The following is a 19,221-nucleotide window of genomic DNA, read 5'->3' on the forward strand; positions in this document are numbered from 1 at the left end:
CCCTTAGATCACACCCAGGCACTCAGCTACCGTTCGAGCGTTGCACCGTATGCCGCGCCTTGGAGAAAAGCCGTGATCACCGCCCTAACTCTCGCTCTCTTTCAGTTCGTTCAAACGACTCACCCCTCGGTCTCAGATTGCGGTCAAATGGCGCTCTTTCCCAAGGGCCAGCCGGAGGTGCTCGCCGCATTAAAGGGAACGAGCGTCGATGCGAAGATTCAGGGGTTCGGCGCCCGCGTCACCCTTGTGCAGACCTTCCACAACCCGAGCCAAAGCGCCGTCGAGGCGGTCTACACCTTCCCCCTTCCTCACGATGCCGCGGTCGACCGGATGCGCATCCAGGTCGGGAGCCGAATTATCGAAGGCGAGCTCAAGCGCCGCGAGGATGCCCGCGCCATCTACGACGCCGCCAAGAACGCCGGCCAGACCGCTGCCTTGCTCGACCAGGAAACGGATAACGTCTTCACCCAGTCGATCGCCAACCTGACTCCCGGCGCCGACGTGAAGGTGGAGATCAGCTACGTGCAGCTCTTAAAGTACGAGAACGGCCAATTCGAATTCGATTTCCCAATGGTCGTCGGCCCGCGTTACATGGGGGCGTCCACTCCTCACCCCGACAAGATCAGCCCCGTCTACGCACCCAAAGGAACGCGTTCCGGCGCGGACATCGACCTCCACGTGAACCTCGACGCGGGAGCGCCGATTCAGAGTTTGACGTCCGTGCTGCACAAAGTCGAGGTCCGGCGAGACGGCGACGGCAGCGCCCAGGTCTCACTTTCGAAACATGACGAGATCCCGAACCGCGACTTTATCCTCCGCTACGCGGTCGCCACCGACTCCGTTCAATCCGCGTTCCTCACCCACTACGAACCGGAGCGGGGCGGCTTCTTCACGATGATCCTTCTGCCTCCCAAGGCGCCGACGGCCCAGCAGGTCGCGCCCAAGGAACTGGTCTTCGTCATGGACCAAAGCGGCAGCCAACAGGGATTCCCACTTGAGAAATCGAAAGAGCTGACACTCAAGCTGATCGACCAAATGGGTCCCAACGATACATTCAATGTGCTCGGATTCTCCGACAACGTCACCAGCCTCTGGCCCGAAACCCGGCCCAATACCGCGGAGAACCGCCGCATTGCCTCCGACTTCGTCCGCAAAATGCAAGTTACGGGTGGGACGGAGTTGCAAAAGGCGGTAGTGGCCGCCCTCTCTCCAACCCCAGACCCCAAACGCCTGCGGTACGTCGTATTCAATACGGACGGATTCGTCGGTCAAGAGAAAGAGATCCTCGACGACATCAAGATGTACCGGGGCAATAGCCGCATGTTCGTCTTCGGCATCGGCAACGGGGTCAACCGTTCGCTTGTCGACGCAATGAGCACCGAAGGGTGCGGCGACTCCGAAGTCGTCACCCTTGCCGAACGGGCCGACTCCGCCGTCGAGCGGTTCGCCCGCCGGAGCAGGAATCCGATCTTGACTCACCTTACGGTGAGCGGCACGGGCCTCGCCGACATTCTGCCCTCGCCGCTGCCGGACGTACTCTCGGACAAGCCGATCGTCGTCTACGGCCGATACGACCAGCCTGGAACCGGAGAGATTCAGTTGAACGGAATCTACGAAGGAAAGCCGTGGCAGAAGACGCTAAAGGTCAATCTGTCCGGCAAAAACGACGACGCGGACCCCCTGATGCGCCTCTGGGCGCGACGCCAGATCACCAATTTGGAGCGAAACGACTACCTCACCCAGTTGCGGGGGGAATCGACGGAGCGGCTGAAAGACCGCGTCACCCAGGTTGCCCTCAAGTACGGGATCATGAGTTCCTACACCTCGTTCGTCGCCGTAGAGAAGCGGGTCGTCAACATCGGAGGAAAGCAGCGAACGGTGCGGGTTCCAGTGGACATGACGGAGGGCGTTAATCTAGCCCCGGCTTCCCAAGCCTCAGTTAACCTCTCCTTCGGCGCAAGCCTAAGCGCCGCCGCCCCGCAAGGCGCTGCCGGCGGCGGAGTTAACGGCCGAAATATTGCCGTTCCGGGCGTCACGAGGCGGATCCGGCTAGCCAAATCCGCCGCAACGGGCTCAATCGCCGGCTCTTTGGCCGAGAAGGAGGTCACGCCAACGGATTCGTTCACGGCCAAAACGGATGCCCAGGTCCGGAACGCGACCGGCGTGATCCGCGTCCAGATCGGTCTGAAGAACCTCTCCCCGGCAATTCTGTCCAAACTCCAAAGCATGGGATTCAAGCTCGACGCCAAACTGGACGACCTCAAGGTTGTTCTTGGCACCCTCGACACCAAGCACCTGAAAGAGATCGCCGCCCTCGAGGAGGTGAGGATGATCTTGAGTGATAAGGAAGGTTAACGGCCGGCCCCCTCCCATCCATCGCGGTCGACGATGGATGGGGGATGGGCCTTAGAGAAATTAAAGGTACCGCGCGCGATCTCGCTCGTCTAACTCTTCAGAAACCCCGCAAATTTAACGGGAAAGGAGAGAAAATATGAGCACACTAACCGTAAAAATTGCCAGCGCAGTTTTGGCCGCTTCGGTCGTCGCGCTCCCGGTGATGGCTCCCGCGCAGTCCTCGGCCTATCGGCACCGCCAACAGACGAAGAACACGTGGCGCAACCTCGGGTACGCCGGCGGCGCGCTCGGTGTGTACGGCCTGTTGACCCACAACAACACTCTCGCGATCGGCGGCCTCGCCGGCGGCGCGTACTCGGCATGGCGCTACGAGCAGGATCGTAAGAGCCAGAACGCTATGAGAGGACGCGCCCTACGCTATTGGCGATGGCACCACCGCCACCACCACCGGTAATTGACTCCGCGCCGAAGCTTCCAGAAGGAGAGCCTGGAGGCTCGGCAACGTGGCACGGGCGGCCCGCCCGTGGGTCTCAGGGGCGGCCCGCCCCTGAGTGATTCACCCGACCAGGGTGATCGTGAGGGTTCATCGGCTGGGAGCCGATGCTACGTTTACACGACCAGGATGGTCGTGATACGCACGGGCTGGAAGCCCGTGCCACGGTAGGCTACGGGCCTTTTTTGCCTTGATCCAAATGGACCATGGTGCCCATGAGGGTCTTCTCGGCTTGGCCCGCATCGCCGGTCTGCAATGCCCGAAGCGCCATCGTGACCTCCTGAGCTTCTGCCGTTCTCCCCTCGTTGACCAGCAGCATCTGCGTCTTTTGCAGCTCTTGCACCGCCCCCATGGTCGTGATCATCCCGGTCTTCAGACCCATGATCGTCTTCTCGACCGCTCGAGAAGCCACCGCGACCTGCGCCGCGCTTTGCACCCGAGGGTTCACCGGACCGGAATAGCGAGCCGTATCCGACGTGAACTCGAGAACCAGGTCCAGGTCGACGGTTTCCGTGCGGCCGGTGCTCAGGTCGTCGTACGTCAGCTTCCCCGCTCCGACGCGATACCAGCCGAGCGGGTGGTTGGCGAAGTCGAGGTCGAAAACCTGCTGAATGCTCGAACCACGCTCCAGGTCGGCGAGCTGCGTCTCCACCTCGCCGTTCGGCCCCGGCTGCGGAGATCGCAACGTAACCCACCGCGCCGTCTTCAAACTCAGCTTGATGTTGCGTGCCGCCGCCGTCATCATCTTGTCGAGCTCCACCCGGAAAACCTCGGGGATCATCTGGGGCTGGGGAATGTAGTAGTAATTTCCTCCCGCCCGCTTGGCCATGCTGGCCAGCAGCTCCTCGTTGTAATCCGGGCCGAAACCGAGGAAGGTGCAGGTGATGCCGCGGTTCTTAATCTCCCCCGCGTGCGCCACAAGGGCCGAAAAATCCTTGATCCCTGCCGTAGGATCGCCGTCCGTCAACACCACAAGCCGCGTCGCGCGGCCCGGCTCGTTCACGCCGATCACCTGCTGCATACCTAGCGCAAGGCCGTCGTACAGGTTCGTCGTGTTCCCCGGCATCAGCCGCTGGATCCCTTCCTTGATCGGCTGCTTGTTCGTCACCCGCTGAGGCGGCATCAGCACGTCGACCGTTTCTTCGAAGGTCACGATGCTGAGAATGTCGTTCGGCCCCAACATGTCGACCACATAGGCGCAAGCCTGCTTCACGTAGTCGAGTGGCGGTCCTTCCATCGAACCCGACCGGTCGATGACGAGGCACAGATTGAGCGGAGTCCGGGTTCCGGTACCGAAGCCCGCGCCGGGCAGCGCCGGACCGTCGCCAGCGGCCGAGATCTCAACGAGGAATTGCTCACGAGCGGGGCCGTTCGCCATCGTCGCCTCGCGGCTCGCGATCAGCTCCACCGATACCGATGGCCCGCCCCTCGGCATCGCGGTCATGGCCGTCGTCTTCAGCGGATCGAACCCAGTCATCGCTTGGGTTCGGTTCGGATCGCCCACGGTGGGCGCGCTGGTGAGCTGGGTCTTGTTGAGGTCGAGGCGGCGAGTGGGGTCCATGGGCGTAAGCGTTCGTGGTTAAGCGGGTTCTACTCTAAAGGTAGTCGATCCGACTTTGATAAGGTCACCGGGGCCGGCGGTCGCCTGGGAGACGCGTTGACCATTAAGATAAGTTCCGTTGGTGCTTCCAAGGTCCTGCACCGATACGCCTCCCACCCCCGGCGATACCGCGGCATGGCGGCGCGAGGCGTTCGCATCGTGAGGCATTCGGATACCGGCTCCCTCCCGACCGATCTCCACAGGCCCGCCGACCGGATAGCGTTGGCCGAGCAGCGGCCCATCCATCGCGAGAAGAGCATATCCGCCCATCCCCGCCATTCCACTGCCGTAAGCGACGGTCTGTTGGGGACCTGCCGGTTGGAACGCCTGGGTGGGCGTTCCCGGTTGAGGCATTCCCGGTTGAGGCATTCCCGGCTGAGGCATGCCCGGTTGAGGCATGCCCGGATTGGGCATCATCTGAGTCTGCGCCCCCGGCATAGGCCCCCCTTGCATCGGCATGCCCGGCATCGCGCCGGGCATCTGCCCGGGCATCGACGTAGGGTAGGCGCCCGGCTGCGCCGGCTGAGCGGCAGCATACGGCTGCTGCATCGGATACGCCTGGCCGCGATAAGCCTCCGGTCCCGCGACCGGGGCGGCCTGGTTCTTCATGAGGAACTGAAGCACAAAGCTGCCAATCTGGATCTGAGCCCCGTGCATGAGCAGCGCCGACTGCACGCGCTGACCGTTAACGATGGTGCCGATCGGCGAACCGCCGTCGGTGATCACGTAGTTCGGGCCTTGACGTTGGATCGACGCGTGAATCGGGGCGACGTTCCCGTCGCCGAATAGCGGCACGTGAGCCCCTTCGCTCCGGCCGATGAAGGTTTGGGCGGAGTCGATCGACCACTCCTTCCCTTCGTTGCGGCCAAGCGACAGCCGAAGCCAAGCGCTCCGCGACCAACGCTCGACGAGACCGATAAAGAGGCCGATGGCCGCCCCCATCACGATGGTCATCACCGCACGTCCCGGCGTGCCCACTTCACCACCTTGCTGCCCTCGAGCGGCGAGGGTGAACTGTCCAATCGCCGAGCTAAGGGGATCGAAGATTGCTCCCGCCACCGCGCCACCGAGAGCACCTCCGATCGCGCCTTGAACGAGCTTCTTTACGTTCAAGGAACTGGCGCCGATCGCGGCTCCCAATGCCGCACCGATGATTGTGAACGCGAGAGTGCGCGGCAGCATCAGTAGAATCGGATTGCCGCTCGCCACCGCACTATTTAACATGGACGACGTAATCGCACCCGCGATGCCATGGCCCAGCGTGCAACCGATCGCGCCAAACAGCCCGCCAAGGGCAAGCCCCCGGATCGTATGTTGTTTGCCTCCCCGGGTGTAACCATCGAGCCCGCCGACGGCTAACCCGATCGCCAGCCCCAGGAAGAGGACGAAGCCGGCCTCCCACCTGTCCCATGCCGCCATGTCCGACAGGTTCTTCGGCGCGAACGGCTCAAAGAGCACGAAGATGAGCAGGCCCGCGAGCCCCCCCGCAAGGAACTTTGCGAATAGCCTTCCCATCTTCTTTAGCCCTCGTAGCGGAAGCGCACCGCGCCGAATTGGACGCTGTCGCCGTGCCGCAGGGTCGTCCCGCCGTTGAGTTGGACGCCGTTCACGTACGTGCCATTCGTGCTGCCAAGATCGGTCAAAGTCACCTCGTTGCCCGATCGGAACAGCTTCGCATGCTGGCGAGAAACCGTTGTCTCACCTACCAAACTAAGCCCGAGCCCCACTTCGCGACCGACTACGGTCTCTCCTTCCGGCAGAATCATTGCGTCGCCGGCGTCGGACGTTAGGCGGGGCTCGCCTACGGACACTGCGGTAGACGCGGCGAAGGGGGCGATTGGATCGGGCGCCGCTCCATCCAAGATGATTTTCTGCGGAGGGTCCTGCTTCTTCGGCATCGGAGCAGGTACCGGATCGTACTGCTGCCCCTGAGTGGCATCTCCCGGTTGAGGAATATCCACCCCGAGTTGAGTCAACTTGCTCTGGACGAGCTCCGGATTCTGCTTTGCATATTTGAATGCCAAGTAAATCACGCCGCCGGCGACAGCGATGCCGACAAGATAGACGACAAGCGACCCAATCGGGTTAGCCGACTCCGCCGGCTTCCCACTAGCCTGCGCCCCCGCCGGCGCGGCGGCCGGCGTCGACGAAGCCGGGACCGCCGGCTTATCCGAACTTGCCGGGGCCGCAGTCCCGACGACCGCCACGTCCTCCGGCACGGAGATGACGGCAGAGGGAATCGGAGTGGTCCTCGTGAGCGGCGCGTCCAGCAACTGGGTGACCGACTTACTCGTGCCGTCCTTCGCCTTGTATCTCGCCGTGATCTTCAGCGACCCGGGTTTGATTCCAAAGAAGTCGATCTTCCCGTTGGTCGAAGGATCGAGCAGCTCTTTCTGCTCCCGAACGCCGTCGTCGAGGGAGACCTCGCCTGCCGCTAAGGGCTGGCCGGAGTGCTCGACCTTCACCGACACCTGGCCGATAAGCTTGTACGACTCGGGCGCGACCTGCCAATTCCCAGTCTTGCGAACCGCTCCTACCGTCGTCCCCGCCAGATTTCCGGTCGTCTTGTCCACCACGTACAGGGCGTCCGAGTCCTTTTTCCCCTTAAAAGACATCGGCATGATCGATCGGTCGCTCCGGACGCTGTCCGGAGCCGGCTTCCCGGGGGGACCGGTCGTGGTCCAAGCCTCCCTTGGCCCGTCGGCTCCAAAGTTCAGCGTCACGTCGTCTTGAGCTTGCGCGAGGGCGGCAGCTCCGAGAAGGAAGAGCGTAATCAGCAGGGCTTTTGGTCGCACGACGAAATGATTCTACAGCGAGCTTTGGGTAAAGCCTCCGCCACTTGGCTCGCGGAGTAGCCGGTCGGCCCAATTTCCATGGCGCACAGATCGGCGGCGGCGCCGTGCCAATACATCGCGCAGCTCGCCGCGTAGTAGCCGGGCAGGTCCTGCGCCATCAAAGTCCCGATCACGCCGCCAAGCACGTCTCCCATCCCGCCCGACGCCATCCCGGGGTTACCGGTGTCGTTCACCAGGATCGGCTGGCCCGGTTCCCCTACCAAGGAATACGGCCCTTTTAAGAGTACGCACTGGTTGAACCGCTCCACCGCCAGCCGTACCGTTCGAAATCGGTCGGATTGAATCTCCGCGATGCTGGTGTGGAGCAGCCGGCTCATCTCGCCCGGATGCGGAGTAAGGACGCACTCCGCGCTTGGCAGCTTCACTCCGTGGCTCACCGCGTTCAGCGCATCCGCGTCGATGACGCACGGCTTGGTCCACTCCGCCCAGACTTTTTCCAGGAACTCCAAAATCGACGGCTCTTGAGTGAGCCCTGGGCCGAATACCGCCGCGTCGTACTTCCCGGCCCGCTGCAAGAGGAACCGGGCGGCGTCCCCGCTGACCGTCCCCGAGTTTTCCGGAAGGGGCAAGAGCATCGCCTCGGGAACGTTAGCGGCCACCGCCGTGCAAACGTCCGCGATCCCCGCCACCGTGACCAGCCCGGCCCCGCTCCGAACCGCGGCGCGCGCCGCAAGCGAGGCGGCCCCGCGCATGTTTTGGCTCCCCGCCACGATGAGAACCGATCCGTTATCCCCTTTGTGGCTCGCCCGGAGTCGCTCCGGCAAGAGGTTTGCCACCCATTCCCGGTCGAGCACCCGTGCGTAGGTCGGCTCCCGTAGCAGTACGTTCGGATAACCGATCTCGGACACCGTCCAGAATCCCGAGTGCTCTAGCCCAGTCCCCTCGAAAAGGAACGGCTTGGGGAGGCCGAAGGTGACCGTGCGCAACGCCCAGATGCTTTCGCCGAGCTCCTCACCGGTGTCGCAGGCGATGCCGCTGGGCACGTCTACCGCCACAACCGGGACCCCGCTCCGGTTGATCGCCTGAATCGCCTCCTTAACCGCCCCCTTCACCTCGCATTTAGCGCCGGTCCCGAGAAGGGCGTCGACGATGAGGTCGAGAGAGGCGAGGCCGTCTAATTTTCGCGACCAGCGGGCATCGTCGATGAAGATTGGCTCGACCCCTTGTCGCTGGGCCACCCGCATCTGCTCGGCCGCGTCTTGCCGGAGATCCTTCGCCTCCGCCGCGACGAGACAGCACACCCCGAACCCGGATTCGGTCGCCAACCGGGCGACTACAAAGCCGTCCCCGCCGTTATTTCCCTTCCCGCAAAAGACGGCAAGCCTCCCCCCTTGGGGAAGCAAGGTGCGGACGGCGTCGAAGACGGCCAGCCCGGCCCGTTCCATCAGCACCTTGGCGGGAATTCCAAATTCCTCGCTCGCACGGCGGTCGATTTCCCGGCTATGTTCAGCGTTGGCGATCCACATCGGCGTCGGTAGGAAGCACCACGGCTGCCCGTGATTCCTAATCTACGCCTTCTCCCCGCCGGCAGTTTCTCGCCGTAGGCCAGCAGCCCCCATACCAGACCTCCGGAGCCCCCTCTCCCTCCTCGGGATGCATGCATCCCGAGGAGAGAGGGGGTTGGGGGGTGAGGGAGCTACGGCGAAGCCGTGTAGCCGGCACCTACGTGTGCCGCCACTACCACTAGTTCCGGCGGCCCGACTGCGAGGCCGCCGCTTTGGCCCGCGCCGCGGCGCCCGGGTCGGCGGCGGGAGGGCCGCCCATGTGGGCTTTCATGGCTGCCTTCTGCGACTCCGGGATGTTCATGTTGTCGACCATCTCTTGCCGCTTCGCGTCGGCGGCGGCGGATTCCGCCGGGTTGACCGTGCGATTGTCGCTCTCGCCGCTGCAGCCGGCGACGGCGGCAACGATGAGCGATAGAGCGAAGACCGCGCCCGAAAATTTCATCTTGTTATTCATCTCTACTGGCAAAAAATAGTGGAGCCCCTCCCGCCCAAAAAGAATGGCGGGAGGAAGGCTTGAGTGAGAGCTAGACTTGGTTAGAACGGCTCTTGCGGGTAGTACCAGCCGTACGTCCAGCTCGCTGAAGTGATGCCGCCGCGCTTCACGTAGATGTTCTGGTACCACTTGAGAGCGCCTCGCGCCACCGACTTCGCGTGGCCGTCGGCATATCCGAAGACTCCCTGGCCAGCGTATCGGTACCGCGGGTGAGCCGCGCACTCCCAATTTCCGTCGCTGAAGCCGTTCTGGCAGTCCGTGTCGTACTTCGGAGAGTAGACCGGTGAGCCTTTTTGTTGCGACGTATCTCCGTCACGGTAGACCGTGCTGGCGTCGCCCGGAGTGTGGGCGATGGAATCGATGTACTGGAACTGCCAATCCACGAACCACGGGTAGTTCCACTTGTTACCGGGGCTGTTCAGCCCTTTGGTCGCAATGAGAACCTTGTCCGCCGGGGCGTCCAGTTCGGTCTGCGACATGGAAGGGAGCACCTGTCCGTTTCCGTTGAACCATGGCTGACCGCCATCGTAGTTCGCGGCGCAAATGAGTCGGTTGACGCCAAAGTAGTAGCCTTCGACGCTAGCATCCTTCAGGTTCAGCGACGGCCCTGCAACGTCGCGGAAGATTCCGTCTTTGCCGGTGGAAACGGTAATGCCGTGCGAGTCGACCGCCTGGTCGCCATTCTTTACGTATGGGAAGATCGTGGTCGTCCAAGTAATGTGAGGATACGCAGGATCGCCATCGCCGTATTCTGCCATCGGGAAAGCATCGTCGGAGTCTCCGCTGTACATGAGGAGCCCGAGGCTCGATTGCTTCATGTTGCTGAGGGTCTGAGTCTTCTTAGCGGCAAGCTTCGCCTGGGCGAAAACCGGGAACAGGATAGCGGCAAGGATCGCGATAATGGCGATAACAACAAGCAATTCAATGAGCGTAAAAGCTCGCTTCATGGGTAAATACCTCTTCATTGAGCAGATGGGGCTCCCCGAGCCAATGGTCGGGGAGACGGACGAGACGTGGAATCCCTGACGTCGAGCGTGCAGGGGAAAAGATACGAATAGGGAGAGGGGGTTCGCCCCTCGATTAAGTCGATAAGAAGTTGTGCGGCCACCTCCGCCATTTCCCGGACCGGCTGCTTCACAGCCGTTAGCCGCGGCGTGGTGGTATCGCAATAGAGGGTGCTGTCGTAACCAACGACGCTTAGCTCCTCCGGAACGGAGATTCCGGCCCTAGCCGCTTGGGTGAGGATGCTCCCCGCCAAGCCCTCGTGCCAGGCGAACACCGCCGTGTGCGGCGGATTCGTGGCGAACCACTCCGCAACCGGAGCCGCCGCCACCGGCCACACCACCACGTCCTCGTCGCCAAACGGCAATCCATGACGCTCCATCGCGGCGCGAAATCCTGCGAGTCTCGCCGACGCGTCGGGGGCGGTCTGCCACCCAAGGTCGAGCGCAAAAAGAATCCGGCGATGCCCAAGGGCGACCAGATGGTCCACGACGAGCGCGGCGCCCCCTTCGTTGTCGCAAGTCACCGACGGGTAAGCCTCGGGATCGGAGGGAACCGGGGAGTTGAGCGCCACGACCCGGAGCGGCGAGTGCCGAAACTCCTCGATCAGTAGCGGATCGTCCGGCATCTTGCACCAGATCACACCGTCCAGGCGCCCATCGCTCAGCGCTCTCACCGGCTGGATTTCAGGAATTTCCGGCAGGATCGTGAGCCGGTAGTGCTGCTGAAAGAGAACGTGCGAGACCCCGTCGAGCAAATGGACATAGTAGAGCGGCCCATCCGCGATCCGTTGCATCTGCTCCCAGATCAGGCCGATCGTGTGCGTCCGGCTGGTCCGGAGAGAACGCGCCAACGCGTTAGGGCTGTAACGAAGCTTTTCCGCCGCCTCCCGGATCGCCTCCGCCCGGACGGTGCTGACCCGAACGTTCTTCCCACGGCCATGCAAGACCTTGGAGACCGCCGCGATCGACACGCCGGCCGCGTCCGCGACCTCCTTCAAGGTCGACCCCGTGCTTCGGTTAGGTGTTTCCATAAACCCTCCCTACCCCAAAACTCCGCTCAGCATTATCGCCTTCATTTCGATCACCGCCCCAGCGTCTGATCGATGGATTAATCATATCCGATAAAACCTTAAATCACAACCCGCCTTCCGGAGCCCCTCTCCCTCCTCGGAATGCATGTGCCCGACGAGGGAGAGGGGTTGGGGTGAGGAAGTCCGGTCCGGATACGTTCGGCCCGGTGGACCGCTGGTCTCCAGACCGGCCTCCCTGTTCTCAAACGGCATACCTTCGGTACCCGGAATCATCGGCGAGGGCGCCGACGCTACGGGCCGCTGCCGGTACAATCACCTCCTCATGGACGAGGGACATATCGGCGTCGACGAATCCGGCAAGGGAGACTTTTTCGGCCCCCTCGTGGTCGCCGCCTGCTTCGTCGGCCCCGAACACCTGGCCGAACTGGACGGCGTTAAAGACTCGAAGAAGCTCACCGACAAACAGTCGATCGGCCTCGCCATACGGATTAAGGCCGTCTGCCCCCATTCGATCATCGCCATCGGTCCCGCCAAGTACAACGAGCTGTACGCGAAATTCAAGAACCTCAACTCGCTGCTCGCATGGGGCCACGCCCGGGCGATCGAAAACGTCCTCGAGCTCCAGCCCAGCAAGATGGTGATCTCCGACCAGTTCGCCGCCGGCGGCGCGGCGGTCAAACGCGCCCTCTACGAAAAAGGAAAGGAGATCGAATTCCGCTCGATGGTTCGTGCCGAGGCCGACATCGCCGTCGCCGCCGCCTCCATCCTCGCCCGGGCCGAGTTCCTGCGCCGCCTCCAGAGGCTGGGAGAAGAGTTCGGCGTCCCGCTCCCCAAAGGAGCGACCAACGTCATTCCGACCGGACGCGTCTTCGTTGCCAAGCACGGCCGCGAGGCGCTGGGCAACGTCGCCAAACTCCATTTCAAAACCACTCAGCAAGTTCTGGCTGGGTAGAATTAACGAAACGCGGGCGTAGCTTAGTGGTAAAGTTCCAGCCTTCCAAGCTGGCCATGCGGGTTCGATTCCCGCCGCCCGCTCCACTTATTCCCGATCTCGGGCAAGCAGTGGTAGAATCGAAACAGCCCCGAGCGGGCGTAACTCAGTGGTAGAGTTCTTGCTTCCCAAGCAAGCTGTCGCGCGTTCGAATCGCGTCGCCCGCTCCAAATTTTGACTCACAAAGCCTCAACCAGAACGGTTGCTTTGCTCTGCTTCAGGGGTAAGTGAGGGTGTTTTAGGTTCAAATTACGCCTAAAACTATGGTAACCGAGGCAGTCTAAAACCGAGTGCGCTTGGTTCAAGCCGCTCTCAAAAGCCCTCAAACTCTGCTACCTCCGCAGTTGTGCCGAGCCAACGAACGGGTCAAGGACGGTGCCACCTTTGGCGGATGCGAGACACACCAAATGGCGCATGAGCGTGTGATGATCTGCACGAGCGGGTTTGTACGGGTGGGTGACGCGGTTGGAAGAGTTTAATAGGACGATGACCACTGAAGGCATTTGCGGGATTTGCGGTAGGAAGCGCCCCCTATCGTTTGAACATTTGCCGCCGCAATCGGCATTCAACAAGCAAACGGCTCGAATCGAGACCTTTGAAGAGGCGATGCAACATCATCCACTTGACCCAACGGGTGGCAAGATCAAGCAGGGCGGAGTTGGGCTTCACACGCTGTGTACCGACTGCAATAGCAAGACAGGCGCTCTGTACGTGAACGAATACACCTCATGGGCGAATCAGGCAGCGCAGTTACTTGGCCTCGATGATTCGCCAAAAGAACCGCAGGTCTTTAAGGGCTACCCTGGTCGATTCCTTAAGCAGGTCGTGACGCTCTTTATGTCGGTGGACCATCCAAGGCTGATTCAGAGGCACCCAGACTTTTACCACTACCTCATGCTAAAGAACCGTACGCGGTTGCCGAGGGGCATAAGGATTTACGCATACCTTAACCCTTCGACTAAGGGGCGAACAAGTAACAACCAAGCGATTACGAATATTGAGACGCATAAGCACTTCTTCTTCTTGGAGTTCGCGTTCTTCCCATTCGGATTCGTCCTTACTGAGAAGTCACCACCCCCAGACGATAGGCTCGTTGATATTACGGAGTTGGCACGCTACAGCTATGACGACTATGCCGAACTTCCTCTATTCTTGCCTTCATTCCCTGTGATCTCCCAATTTGCGGGTATCTATCATCCTATGGACGAGGTGCGCAACATTCGGAAACCTGTCCAGGATGGTGACGAAGATAGTGGACCCGCCTAGTCTTCGTCTTGGAAGTCCTTAGCTCACGGCCACGATTCCCGATCGAGGCGCAAGGATAACTCCTAACGCTAACTGCTTCGCTAAGCCTGTTCTTTACCGCTCTTTTCTAATCGTCAGGCGCACGGGCTTGATTGGTGACGCTCTTGTGAGAGGTGGACGTGTTGGGAGGTTTGGTTGGGCGGTCGTAATCCCTACGAACCAGAGGCACCACCTGGCTGGCGGCAATCGCAAGCATGAGAATCACGGCACCGACAGTCTTAAGGGTGCTGTTGCGAGTCCGCGAACGCACGACGGCCTTTTGAAGGTCGTGCGGCAGGTTCAGTATTGTTTTGTCGTCGAGGCCGTCCCGAGAGGCGGCATTTACTGCTGAAGTGAAGAGGGCAGGGTCCATTTGAGGGTCCTAACCCGCGCCATTCTAGGGCTCTATCCTGGCTTGGGTATGGGGGTTCGTGTGTGTGTGTGTCGAGTCTTCATTGTCGTTTTCCATTCGGGCAGTTCTTGCCCGCTCATATAGTATACGTCTGTCGTGTAGCCTTCGTGCTCTCTCTTGCACTTGCAACCGCTATCTTCCCGCAAAAGTTGCATCTGGGGCTTGCTCACCCCTCACGTGATAGGTCATGTTTTTGGGATATGGGGCACCAGCAAAGCCCTCGGCTGTCGGCTCGTGAGTGCTGCCTGAGACATGATTAAGCCCCTCAGGGACGATGCTGAGGGGCCTACAGTGGCATTGCCGAGAACTGCCGCCGTCACCATTGAATCATCAGCGTTGGTGTAGAAGCTCAGCAACGTCTCAACCTCCTCGTGACCACTGATCTTGATTAGGATTGTTGGGCCACAAGCTCAACTTTGGCACCCTCGGCAATAAGCCCCGGTGCATTTGATGAGACATGTTCGTCTCAGGTCATGGAAGGTCGGACGAGAGGCAAGGCGCCTGCGCGCAACCCGATTACTCAACTCAGCCTCGTCCATTGGCACCTTAGATCCGGAGAGGAGATATCGGCACTAGGTCAAAAGACTAAGTCACACCCGATTCATTGATGCATTGGACCCATTCGTAGTAAAAATTGCGTACGCGAATGGATTACCGTATCCCCCCGTTCGAGATGGATCGTCTTGTCCGAGTCGTTCGGCGGGAGGATATGGGGGATGACCGGATCGCGGCCAGCTTAGCCCGAGTGGATGGACTGCCGGAGCCGGAGCCGAGCAACCTTATCACCGGACCGGACTGCTCGCACCGCCCTCTCATCATGCAGGACGGGACTCTCTTCAACAGTCGCGGCATCCACGCCCTTCCGCAAGGCATTTGGCCGGCCCGGCGCGTCGAGGGAGTCTGGGTCGCGAAGATTCAGTAGCCCTACTGCTTCACGCTTCCCGACCTGGGAAGCCGTCTCAGCGAACGAACCACCCTCCGCTCCACGCCGTGCGACGGAACGGAGAGGATCGTCCCCCGGGCGCCACCCCGCGTCCACCCCGAATAGCGGCCGAAAATCGGCGCGAGCAACTCATCCTTCCCTTCGGCGAGATAGAAGCTCCCATTGAGGGTCCCCCAGTTTCCGTCTCCCGTCCCATCGGTGACCGGCGTCAGGTCGGACGGCGACGTGCCCACCCATAGCCGATACAGCGCGAGCTTCGGTTTCTCCCGCTCCTTCCCGCTCCAATTCTCCAGAAAGGCGTTTAACATCCCACCAAAGGTGGTTACCGACTCGTGCCCGTCGTTCGGATTCGAGATCGTCGCCTCGTGCACCCATCTTCTGAGCCGGTCGTCCTCGAAGTAGAGCCGAGTGAGCGTGTTCTCCTTGGTGGCGTCCTGCTCCTTGGTCACATAGAACCGATACGTTTTGCCCCGTTTCCAGTCGTAATCGAGGTGGGTATGCGCGCCCGTCCCTTCCCCGCCGAACCGGCTGAAGACCGTCCGCCCTTCCGCCTCGGTAACTCGCGGGTGAAGCTTCTCGTTCGTATCCCAAATCGAGAAGATCATGTTATGGCGGCCGCCGCCCGGGTCCTGAATCCCGGTGTACCCGCCCGCGGGATTACCCGGCCACCAGTTGCAGCCGCAGTAATAGATCGTGTCCCCCGTCTCCAGAACCTCGATCTCACCGTAAAGCGCGGTGATTTTCGCCCCACCCGGCTTCGGCTTCCAAATGAGATGCTGGGCTTGCGCTACCGGAAGTAAGGCAAGTCCCAGCATGAGGGCCAGGGCGGAGCGAACGGAAGGCATAAAAGAGGATAGCATTGCCTCAAATCCTGCGCTTTCAGTGCGCCGGATCATCGGCAAGGGCGCCGACGCTACGACCTACTCTCTAACCTTCCAGGCTTGACTCACCGTTTTATCCCCGACTTGCAGCTCGAGCGTGTACTCGCCAGCCGCAATGTAGGTCGGCCGGGTACTCGCCAGAGGATCGGCCAAAACGTCCTGAACCGTCTTGACCTCCTTTCTTGGCGCGGCCGGATTCCCCGGAGAGATTTGCAGGTCGATCTCGCCGAAGTTATATCCCCGCAAGGCGTCGAAGCTCTTCTCCTTCACTAGCTTGCCGGCCTTGTCCTTGATGCGAATAAATGCCTTGCCCGGCTCCTTCGTGTAGAAATTCACCTTGACCGTCGGCGGCTTCGGCGGCTCCGTGTTCCATCGCTCGCGCCGGTCGTAGCCCCAGGTGGAAAGGCGGATCGCGTTATCCACTTCGAACAGCGTCAGATCCTTCTTGCGAAGCTCCGGCGTCAGATCCCAAACCAGCTTCAGCGGCAGCGCCCAGACGCTCCGCGCATGGGTCGCGATCACCATTTCGTTCTCGCGCGGCTGGATCGCGATGTCGTGAACCGGCGTGTGCGGCAGTCCGCCCTGCAGTGCTTCCCAAACCACGCCTCCGTCGTAGGAAACGTACACGCCCATGTCGGTCCCCACGTACAGCAGATCCTTGCGGCCCGGATCTTCCCGAATTACGTTGATCGGCTCCGCGGGCAAATTGCCGACGATCGACCTCCACGTTCTTCCGCGATCCGTCGACTTCCAAAGGTACGGCGAGAAGTCGTCCTCGCGATACCCGTTCTGTGACACGTAAACCGTGTTCGCGTCGTACTTCGACGCCACTACGCGCGACACCCACTTATCGTGCTGCGGCGTCGGAATCGCCTTCCAGGTCGCCCCGCCGTCCGCCGTCATCTGCACGTTCCCGTCGTCGCATCCCACGTAGATCAGGCCGAACTGGAACGGGCTCTCGCTGATATCCTTGATCGTCGAATACGGCACGTCGCCGTTCGGCTTGTTCTTGGTGAGATCGGGCGAGATCGGAGTGTAGTTGCGCCCCTGGTTGAACGATCGGTACAGCCGCTGGGCGCCGCAATACACGATGTCCGGATGGTGCGTCGAGATGAAAATCGGCGAGATCCAGTTGAAGCGCGCATCCGGGTCCCCCTTGGGCGGCGCCGGGCGCGCCCGCCACCGTTCGTTCGTTGCCTGGTTGATCGCCGAGTGCTCCCCGAACTGATACGCCACGTAAACGACGTCCCCGTCGTTGCGTGGGTCCACCGCGACCGCGCTACCGTCGCCGCCGAAGATCGATTTCCACTGGTTCGGATCGCTCTGCCCCGGTACGTAGCTGCTCGGCCCACGCATCGTGCCGTTGTCTTGGAGGCCGATGTAAACGTTGTAAGGCCGCTTGTTGTCGACGGCGATCGTCGTCGCCTGCCCGACACCGAGGTTGTTGATCGGCTTCACGGTCTTTCCGCTGTCGTAGCTCAGGTACAACCCGCCATCGTTCCCCGCCCAGACCTTGCTGGTGTCGCGAGGGTCGAACCACGCCGCATGAAAGTCGACGTGGGCCTTCCGGAAGACATACTCCCAGGTCTTGCCGGCGTCCACCGAGCGAAGCAATGGAAGCCCGGTAACGAACACCTCGTCCGCATTGGTCGGATTAACAAAAACCCGATCGTAGTAGTAGCCGCCGATGGTGCCGAAGTTTCCGGTCATCGCCTTGCTCCAGGTTTTTCCCCCGTCGTCGCTTCGATACAGTTCCTCGCCGGTCGTGCCCGGGTCGAAGGTCGCCGGATATTTATCCTTCAGCCGATCCTTGAGCTGCTGAAAAGTCGACTTCTTCTCCTTGATATCCTTGATCACGTCTTCGGCTTTAACCTCGCCGTTCGTGGCTTGCCGAAGGAAGGCGTTTAGGATCGAAGGGTCCAACTGAACGATCAGGTCGTCGTTCAAGTTCAAGAATCGCCGAGCCGTGAGCCGTCCCGATGGAACGCGCTCGTCCATCCCCTCCCAGTCACGCGGGTCGACCGCTTGGTTGTCTACGAACGCATACATCCGGCTCGGGTTGCTGGGCGCCTGGGCCAGCGCGATTCGCCCCGCTGCGTCCCCCGAAGGCAAGGTGGTGATTTTCGACCAGATCTTCCCTCCGTTGATGCTGCGGAAGACACCGCTCCCCGGCCCGCTTTCCCGGAAGTTCCAAGCGCGGCGGTCGCGATCGTACATCGCCGCGGTCAGAATCTCTGGGTTGCGGGGGTCCATGACGATGTCCGTACCGCCGGTGTACTCGTCGACCTTGAGGATCTGCTCCCAGGTCTTACCCCCGTCCGTGGTCTTATAGATCCCGCGCTCCGGGTTCTGGCTGTATAGGTGACCCATTGCCGCCACGTACACCACGTTTTCGTTCTTGGGATTGATGATCACCTGGCTGATGTGGTGACTCTCTGGGAGCCCCATGTTCGTCCAGGTCTTACCGCCGTCCGTACTCTTGAAGATGCCGGTGCCGGAGTAGCTCGTGCGCTGGTTATTCGCCTCGCCGCTCCCCACCCAGATCGTCTTTCCATCGTGGCTAAGCGCGAAGGAGCCAATGCCGAAGGCGCTTTGGCCATCGAAAAGGCTCGTCCAAGTCGTCCCGTCGTCAACGGTTTTCCAAAGCCCGCCGGTGGCGTAAGCCACGAAAAGCTGCCTCGGATCGTCCTTCGGGGACTTGATATCGAGCACGCGTCCGCCCTGAACCTCCGGGCCGATGTTGTGCCAATTGAGCCCTCCGAATGGACTCTGCGCCTCTAGATCGAGCCGCTGCTGATAGGCGCGCATCCGCTCCGCCGCTGGCATCCCTTTCACCGGGTACGGGTGGAACTTCTGCCGCTCTTGAGCTTTGGTGAGCCGCTGGTTGCCCTCCTGTCCCGCCGCCTCATCCGGATCGGCCTGAGCAAACGCCCGAGTGGTGAAAGAAACGAGACAAACGACGGCAAGCGCCGACACAATCAATGGCCTACGATACATGTATGCCCCGATTCTAACGCGTATTGTGTGGAGAGTGGTTAGCGGTTGGCAGTTGGCAGCTCGGAAACCCGGGCCAACCCCGAAGGGGTGAAATCTGCCAGCCCAGAGCATGAGCCCTGGGTAACGGGACCGATTAGTTTTCAAGCCCTGAAAGAGGGTGGGGCACTGTGATGTACAGCTCTTAGGGACCCCAAGAGAATCGAAGCCCCGACCGACCCAAATCGCCTAAGGGGCGGCCCTATCCCTCTCCGCTCGCGAGAGGGGTCGGTGAACCTGAGGAACGAAGGTGAACCGGGGGAGAGGGACTCCCGTCCATCAACGCCAACAGTCTATTCCTAATATCCTTAGGTGCTCAACAACACCCTGAACACGTTGAC

At 61.3% G+C, this 19,221-nt stretch carries 14 protein-coding genes and 2 tRNA genes; 7 read left to right on the forward strand and 9 right to left on the reverse strand.

All coding sequences use genetic code 11. The features are described from left to right. Positions 1–72 precede the first annotated feature (72 nt). On the forward strand, positions 73–2,355 hold the full coding sequence (locus OP10G_RS06890) for a VIT and vWA domain-containing protein (RefSeq protein ID WP_025226622.1): 2,283 nt from the start codon (positions 73–75) through the stop codon (positions 2,353–2,355). 136 nt (positions 2,356–2,491) lie between these two features. Then, the gene (locus OP10G_RS06895) at positions 2,492–2,809 is read left to right on the forward strand and encodes a hypothetical protein (protein ID WP_025226621.1); all 318 of its coding nucleotides are present in this window, start codon (positions 2,492–2,494) and stop codon (positions 2,807–2,809) included. 211 nt (positions 2,810–3,020) lie between these two features. Here OP10G_RS06895 and OP10G_RS24180 read toward each other — a convergent pair whose 3' ends face one another. From OP10G_RS24180 to OP10G_RS06930, 7 genes are all read right to left on the reverse strand, one after another. After that, positions 3,021–4,409: a vWA domain-containing protein gene (locus tag OP10G_RS24180; protein ID WP_025226620.1), complete on the reverse strand. Its 1,389-nt coding sequence runs from the start codon at positions 4,407–4,409 to the stop codon at positions 3,021–3,023. An 18-nt stretch (positions 4,410–4,427) separates the two neighbouring features. Beyond that, complete coding sequence (locus tag OP10G_RS27605; protein ID WP_025226619.1) at positions 4,428–5,963, reverse strand: FHA domain-containing protein; 1,536 nt, start codon at positions 5,961–5,963, stop codon at positions 4,428–4,430. A gap of 5 nt (positions 5,964–5,968) precedes the next feature. Beyond that, positions 5,969–7,243 carry an FHA domain-containing protein gene (locus OP10G_RS24185; protein WP_025226618.1) on the reverse strand — a complete coding sequence of 425 codons (1,275 nt, stop codon included), beginning with the start codon at positions 7,241–7,243 and terminating at the stop codon, positions 5,969–5,971. Then, positions 7,222–8,769: a bifunctional ADP-dependent NAD(P)H-hydrate dehydratase/NAD(P)H-hydrate epimerase gene (locus OP10G_RS06915; protein ID WP_025226617.1), complete on the reverse strand. Its 1,548-nt coding sequence runs from the start codon at positions 8,767–8,769 to the stop codon at positions 7,222–7,224. The genes OP10G_RS24185 and OP10G_RS06915 overlap by 22 nt, the downstream gene beginning before the upstream one ends. A gap of 217 nt (positions 8,770–8,986) precedes the next feature. Beyond that, on the reverse strand, positions 8,987–9,250 hold the full coding sequence (locus tag OP10G_RS06920) for a hypothetical protein (protein WP_144241029.1): 264 nt from the start codon (positions 9,248–9,250) through the stop codon (positions 8,987–8,989). A gap of 92 nt (positions 9,251–9,342) precedes the next feature. Beyond that, a complete protein-coding gene (locus OP10G_RS06925; RefSeq protein WP_144241030.1) occupies positions 9,343–10,266 on the reverse strand; it encodes a prepilin-type N-terminal cleavage/methylation domain-containing protein in 924 nt (307 codons plus the stop codon). Beyond that, positions 10,263–11,336: a LacI family DNA-binding transcriptional regulator gene (locus OP10G_RS06930; RefSeq protein WP_084178872.1), complete on the reverse strand. Its 1,074-nt coding sequence runs from the start codon at positions 11,334–11,336 to the stop codon at positions 10,263–10,265. Before OP10G_RS06930 ends, OP10G_RS06925 begins: the two co-directional genes overlap by 4 nt. A gap of 322 nt (positions 11,337–11,658) precedes the next feature. Here OP10G_RS06930 and rnhC point away from each other — a divergent pair, with 322 nt between their 5' ends. The 5 genes from rnhC (at position 11,659) to OP10G_RS06960 (ending at position 14,945) form a co-directional block, all read left to right on the forward strand. Further along, a complete protein-coding gene (gene rnhC / locus OP10G_RS06935; protein ID WP_025226613.1) occupies positions 11,659–12,288 on the forward strand; it encodes a ribonuclease HIII in 630 nt (209 codons plus the stop codon). 12 nt (positions 12,289–12,300) lie between these two features. Continuing rightward, positions 12,301–12,374 (forward strand) — tRNA-Gly (locus OP10G_RS06940). 48 nt (positions 12,375–12,422) lie between these two features. Next, positions 12,423–12,497: transfer RNA gene (locus OP10G_RS06945), tRNA-Gly, on the forward strand. A gap of 316 nt (positions 12,498–12,813) precedes the next feature. Beyond that, positions 12,814–13,593: a hypothetical protein gene (locus tag OP10G_RS06950; RefSeq protein WP_025226612.1), complete on the forward strand. Its 780-nt coding sequence runs from the start codon at positions 12,814–12,816 to the stop codon at positions 13,591–13,593. A 1,076-nt stretch (positions 13,594–14,669) separates the two neighbouring features. Further along, complete coding sequence (locus tag OP10G_RS06960; RefSeq protein ID WP_025226610.1) at positions 14,670–14,945, forward strand: hypothetical protein; 276 nt, start codon at positions 14,670–14,672, stop codon at positions 14,943–14,945. A gap of 2 nt (positions 14,946–14,947) precedes the next feature. On the opposite strand, the gene OP10G_RS06965 is transcribed toward OP10G_RS06960, so the two are convergent. Together OP10G_RS06965 and OP10G_RS06970 are read right to left on the reverse strand one after the other, a co-directional pair. Beyond that, entirely contained in the window at positions 14,948–15,811 is an 864-nt protein-coding gene (locus OP10G_RS06965; RefSeq protein WP_025226609.1) for a DUF3472 domain-containing protein, read from the reverse strand. Positions 15,812–15,886: 75 nt separating this feature from the next. Next, positions 15,887–18,844, reverse strand: a complete 2,958-nt coding sequence (locus tag OP10G_RS06970; protein ID WP_158409162.1) for a sialidase family protein — start codon at positions 18,842–18,844, stop codon at positions 15,887–15,889. Positions 18,845–19,221 lie beyond the last annotated feature (377 nt).

Source organism: Fimbriimonas ginsengisoli Gsoil 348 (genome assembly GCF_000724625.1).
Taxonomy (GTDB): domain Bacteria; phylum Armatimonadota; class Fimbriimonadia; order Fimbriimonadales; family Fimbriimonadaceae; genus Fimbriimonas; species Fimbriimonas ginsengisoli.

Bases quoted from the DNA above. Each gene is read 5' to 3' on its own strand.
- OP10G_RS06950 (WP_025226612.1), top strand. From the start codon at position 12,814: ATGACCACTGAAGGCATTTGCGGGATTTGCGGTAGGAAGCGCCCCCTA.
- OP10G_RS06915 (WP_025226617.1), bottom strand. From the start codon at position 8,769: ATGTGGATCGCCAACGCTGAACATAGCCGGGAAATCGACCGCCGTGCG.
- OP10G_RS27605 (WP_025226619.1), bottom strand. From the start codon at position 5,963: ATGGGAAGGCTATTCGCAAAGTTCCTTGCGGGGGGGCTCGCGGGCCTG.
- OP10G_RS06920 (WP_144241029.1), bottom strand. From the start codon at position 9,250: ATGAAATTTTCGGGCGCGGTCTTCGCTCTATCGCTCATCGTTGCCGCC.
- OP10G_RS06960 (WP_025226610.1), top strand. From the start codon at position 14,670: ATGGATTACCGTATCCCCCCGTTCGAGATGGATCGTCTTGTCCGAGTC.
- OP10G_RS06895 (WP_025226621.1), top strand. From the start codon at position 2,492: ATGAGCACACTAACCGTAAAAATTGCCAGCGCAGTTTTGGCCGCTTCG.
- rnhC (WP_025226613.1), top strand. From the start codon at position 11,659: ATGGACGAGGGACATATCGGCGTCGACGAATCCGGCAAGGGAGACTTT.
- OP10G_RS06925 (WP_144241030.1), bottom strand. From the start codon at position 10,266: ATGAAGAGGTATTTACCCATGAAGCGAGCTTTTACGCTCATTGAATTG.
- OP10G_RS06970 (WP_158409162.1), bottom strand. From the start codon at position 18,844: ATGTATCGTAGGCCATTGATTGTGTCGGCGCTTGCCGTCGTTTGTCTC.
- OP10G_RS24180 (WP_025226620.1), bottom strand. From the start codon at position 4,409: ATGGACCCCACTCGCCGCCTCGACCTCAACAAGACCCAGCTCACCAGC.
- OP10G_RS06930 (WP_084178872.1), bottom strand. From the start codon at position 11,336: ATGGAAACACCTAACCGAAGCACGGGGTCGACCTTGAAGGAGGTCGCG.
- OP10G_RS06965 (WP_025226609.1), bottom strand. From the start codon at position 15,811: ATGCCTTCCGTTCGCTCCGCCCTGGCCCTCATGCTGGGACTTGCCTTA.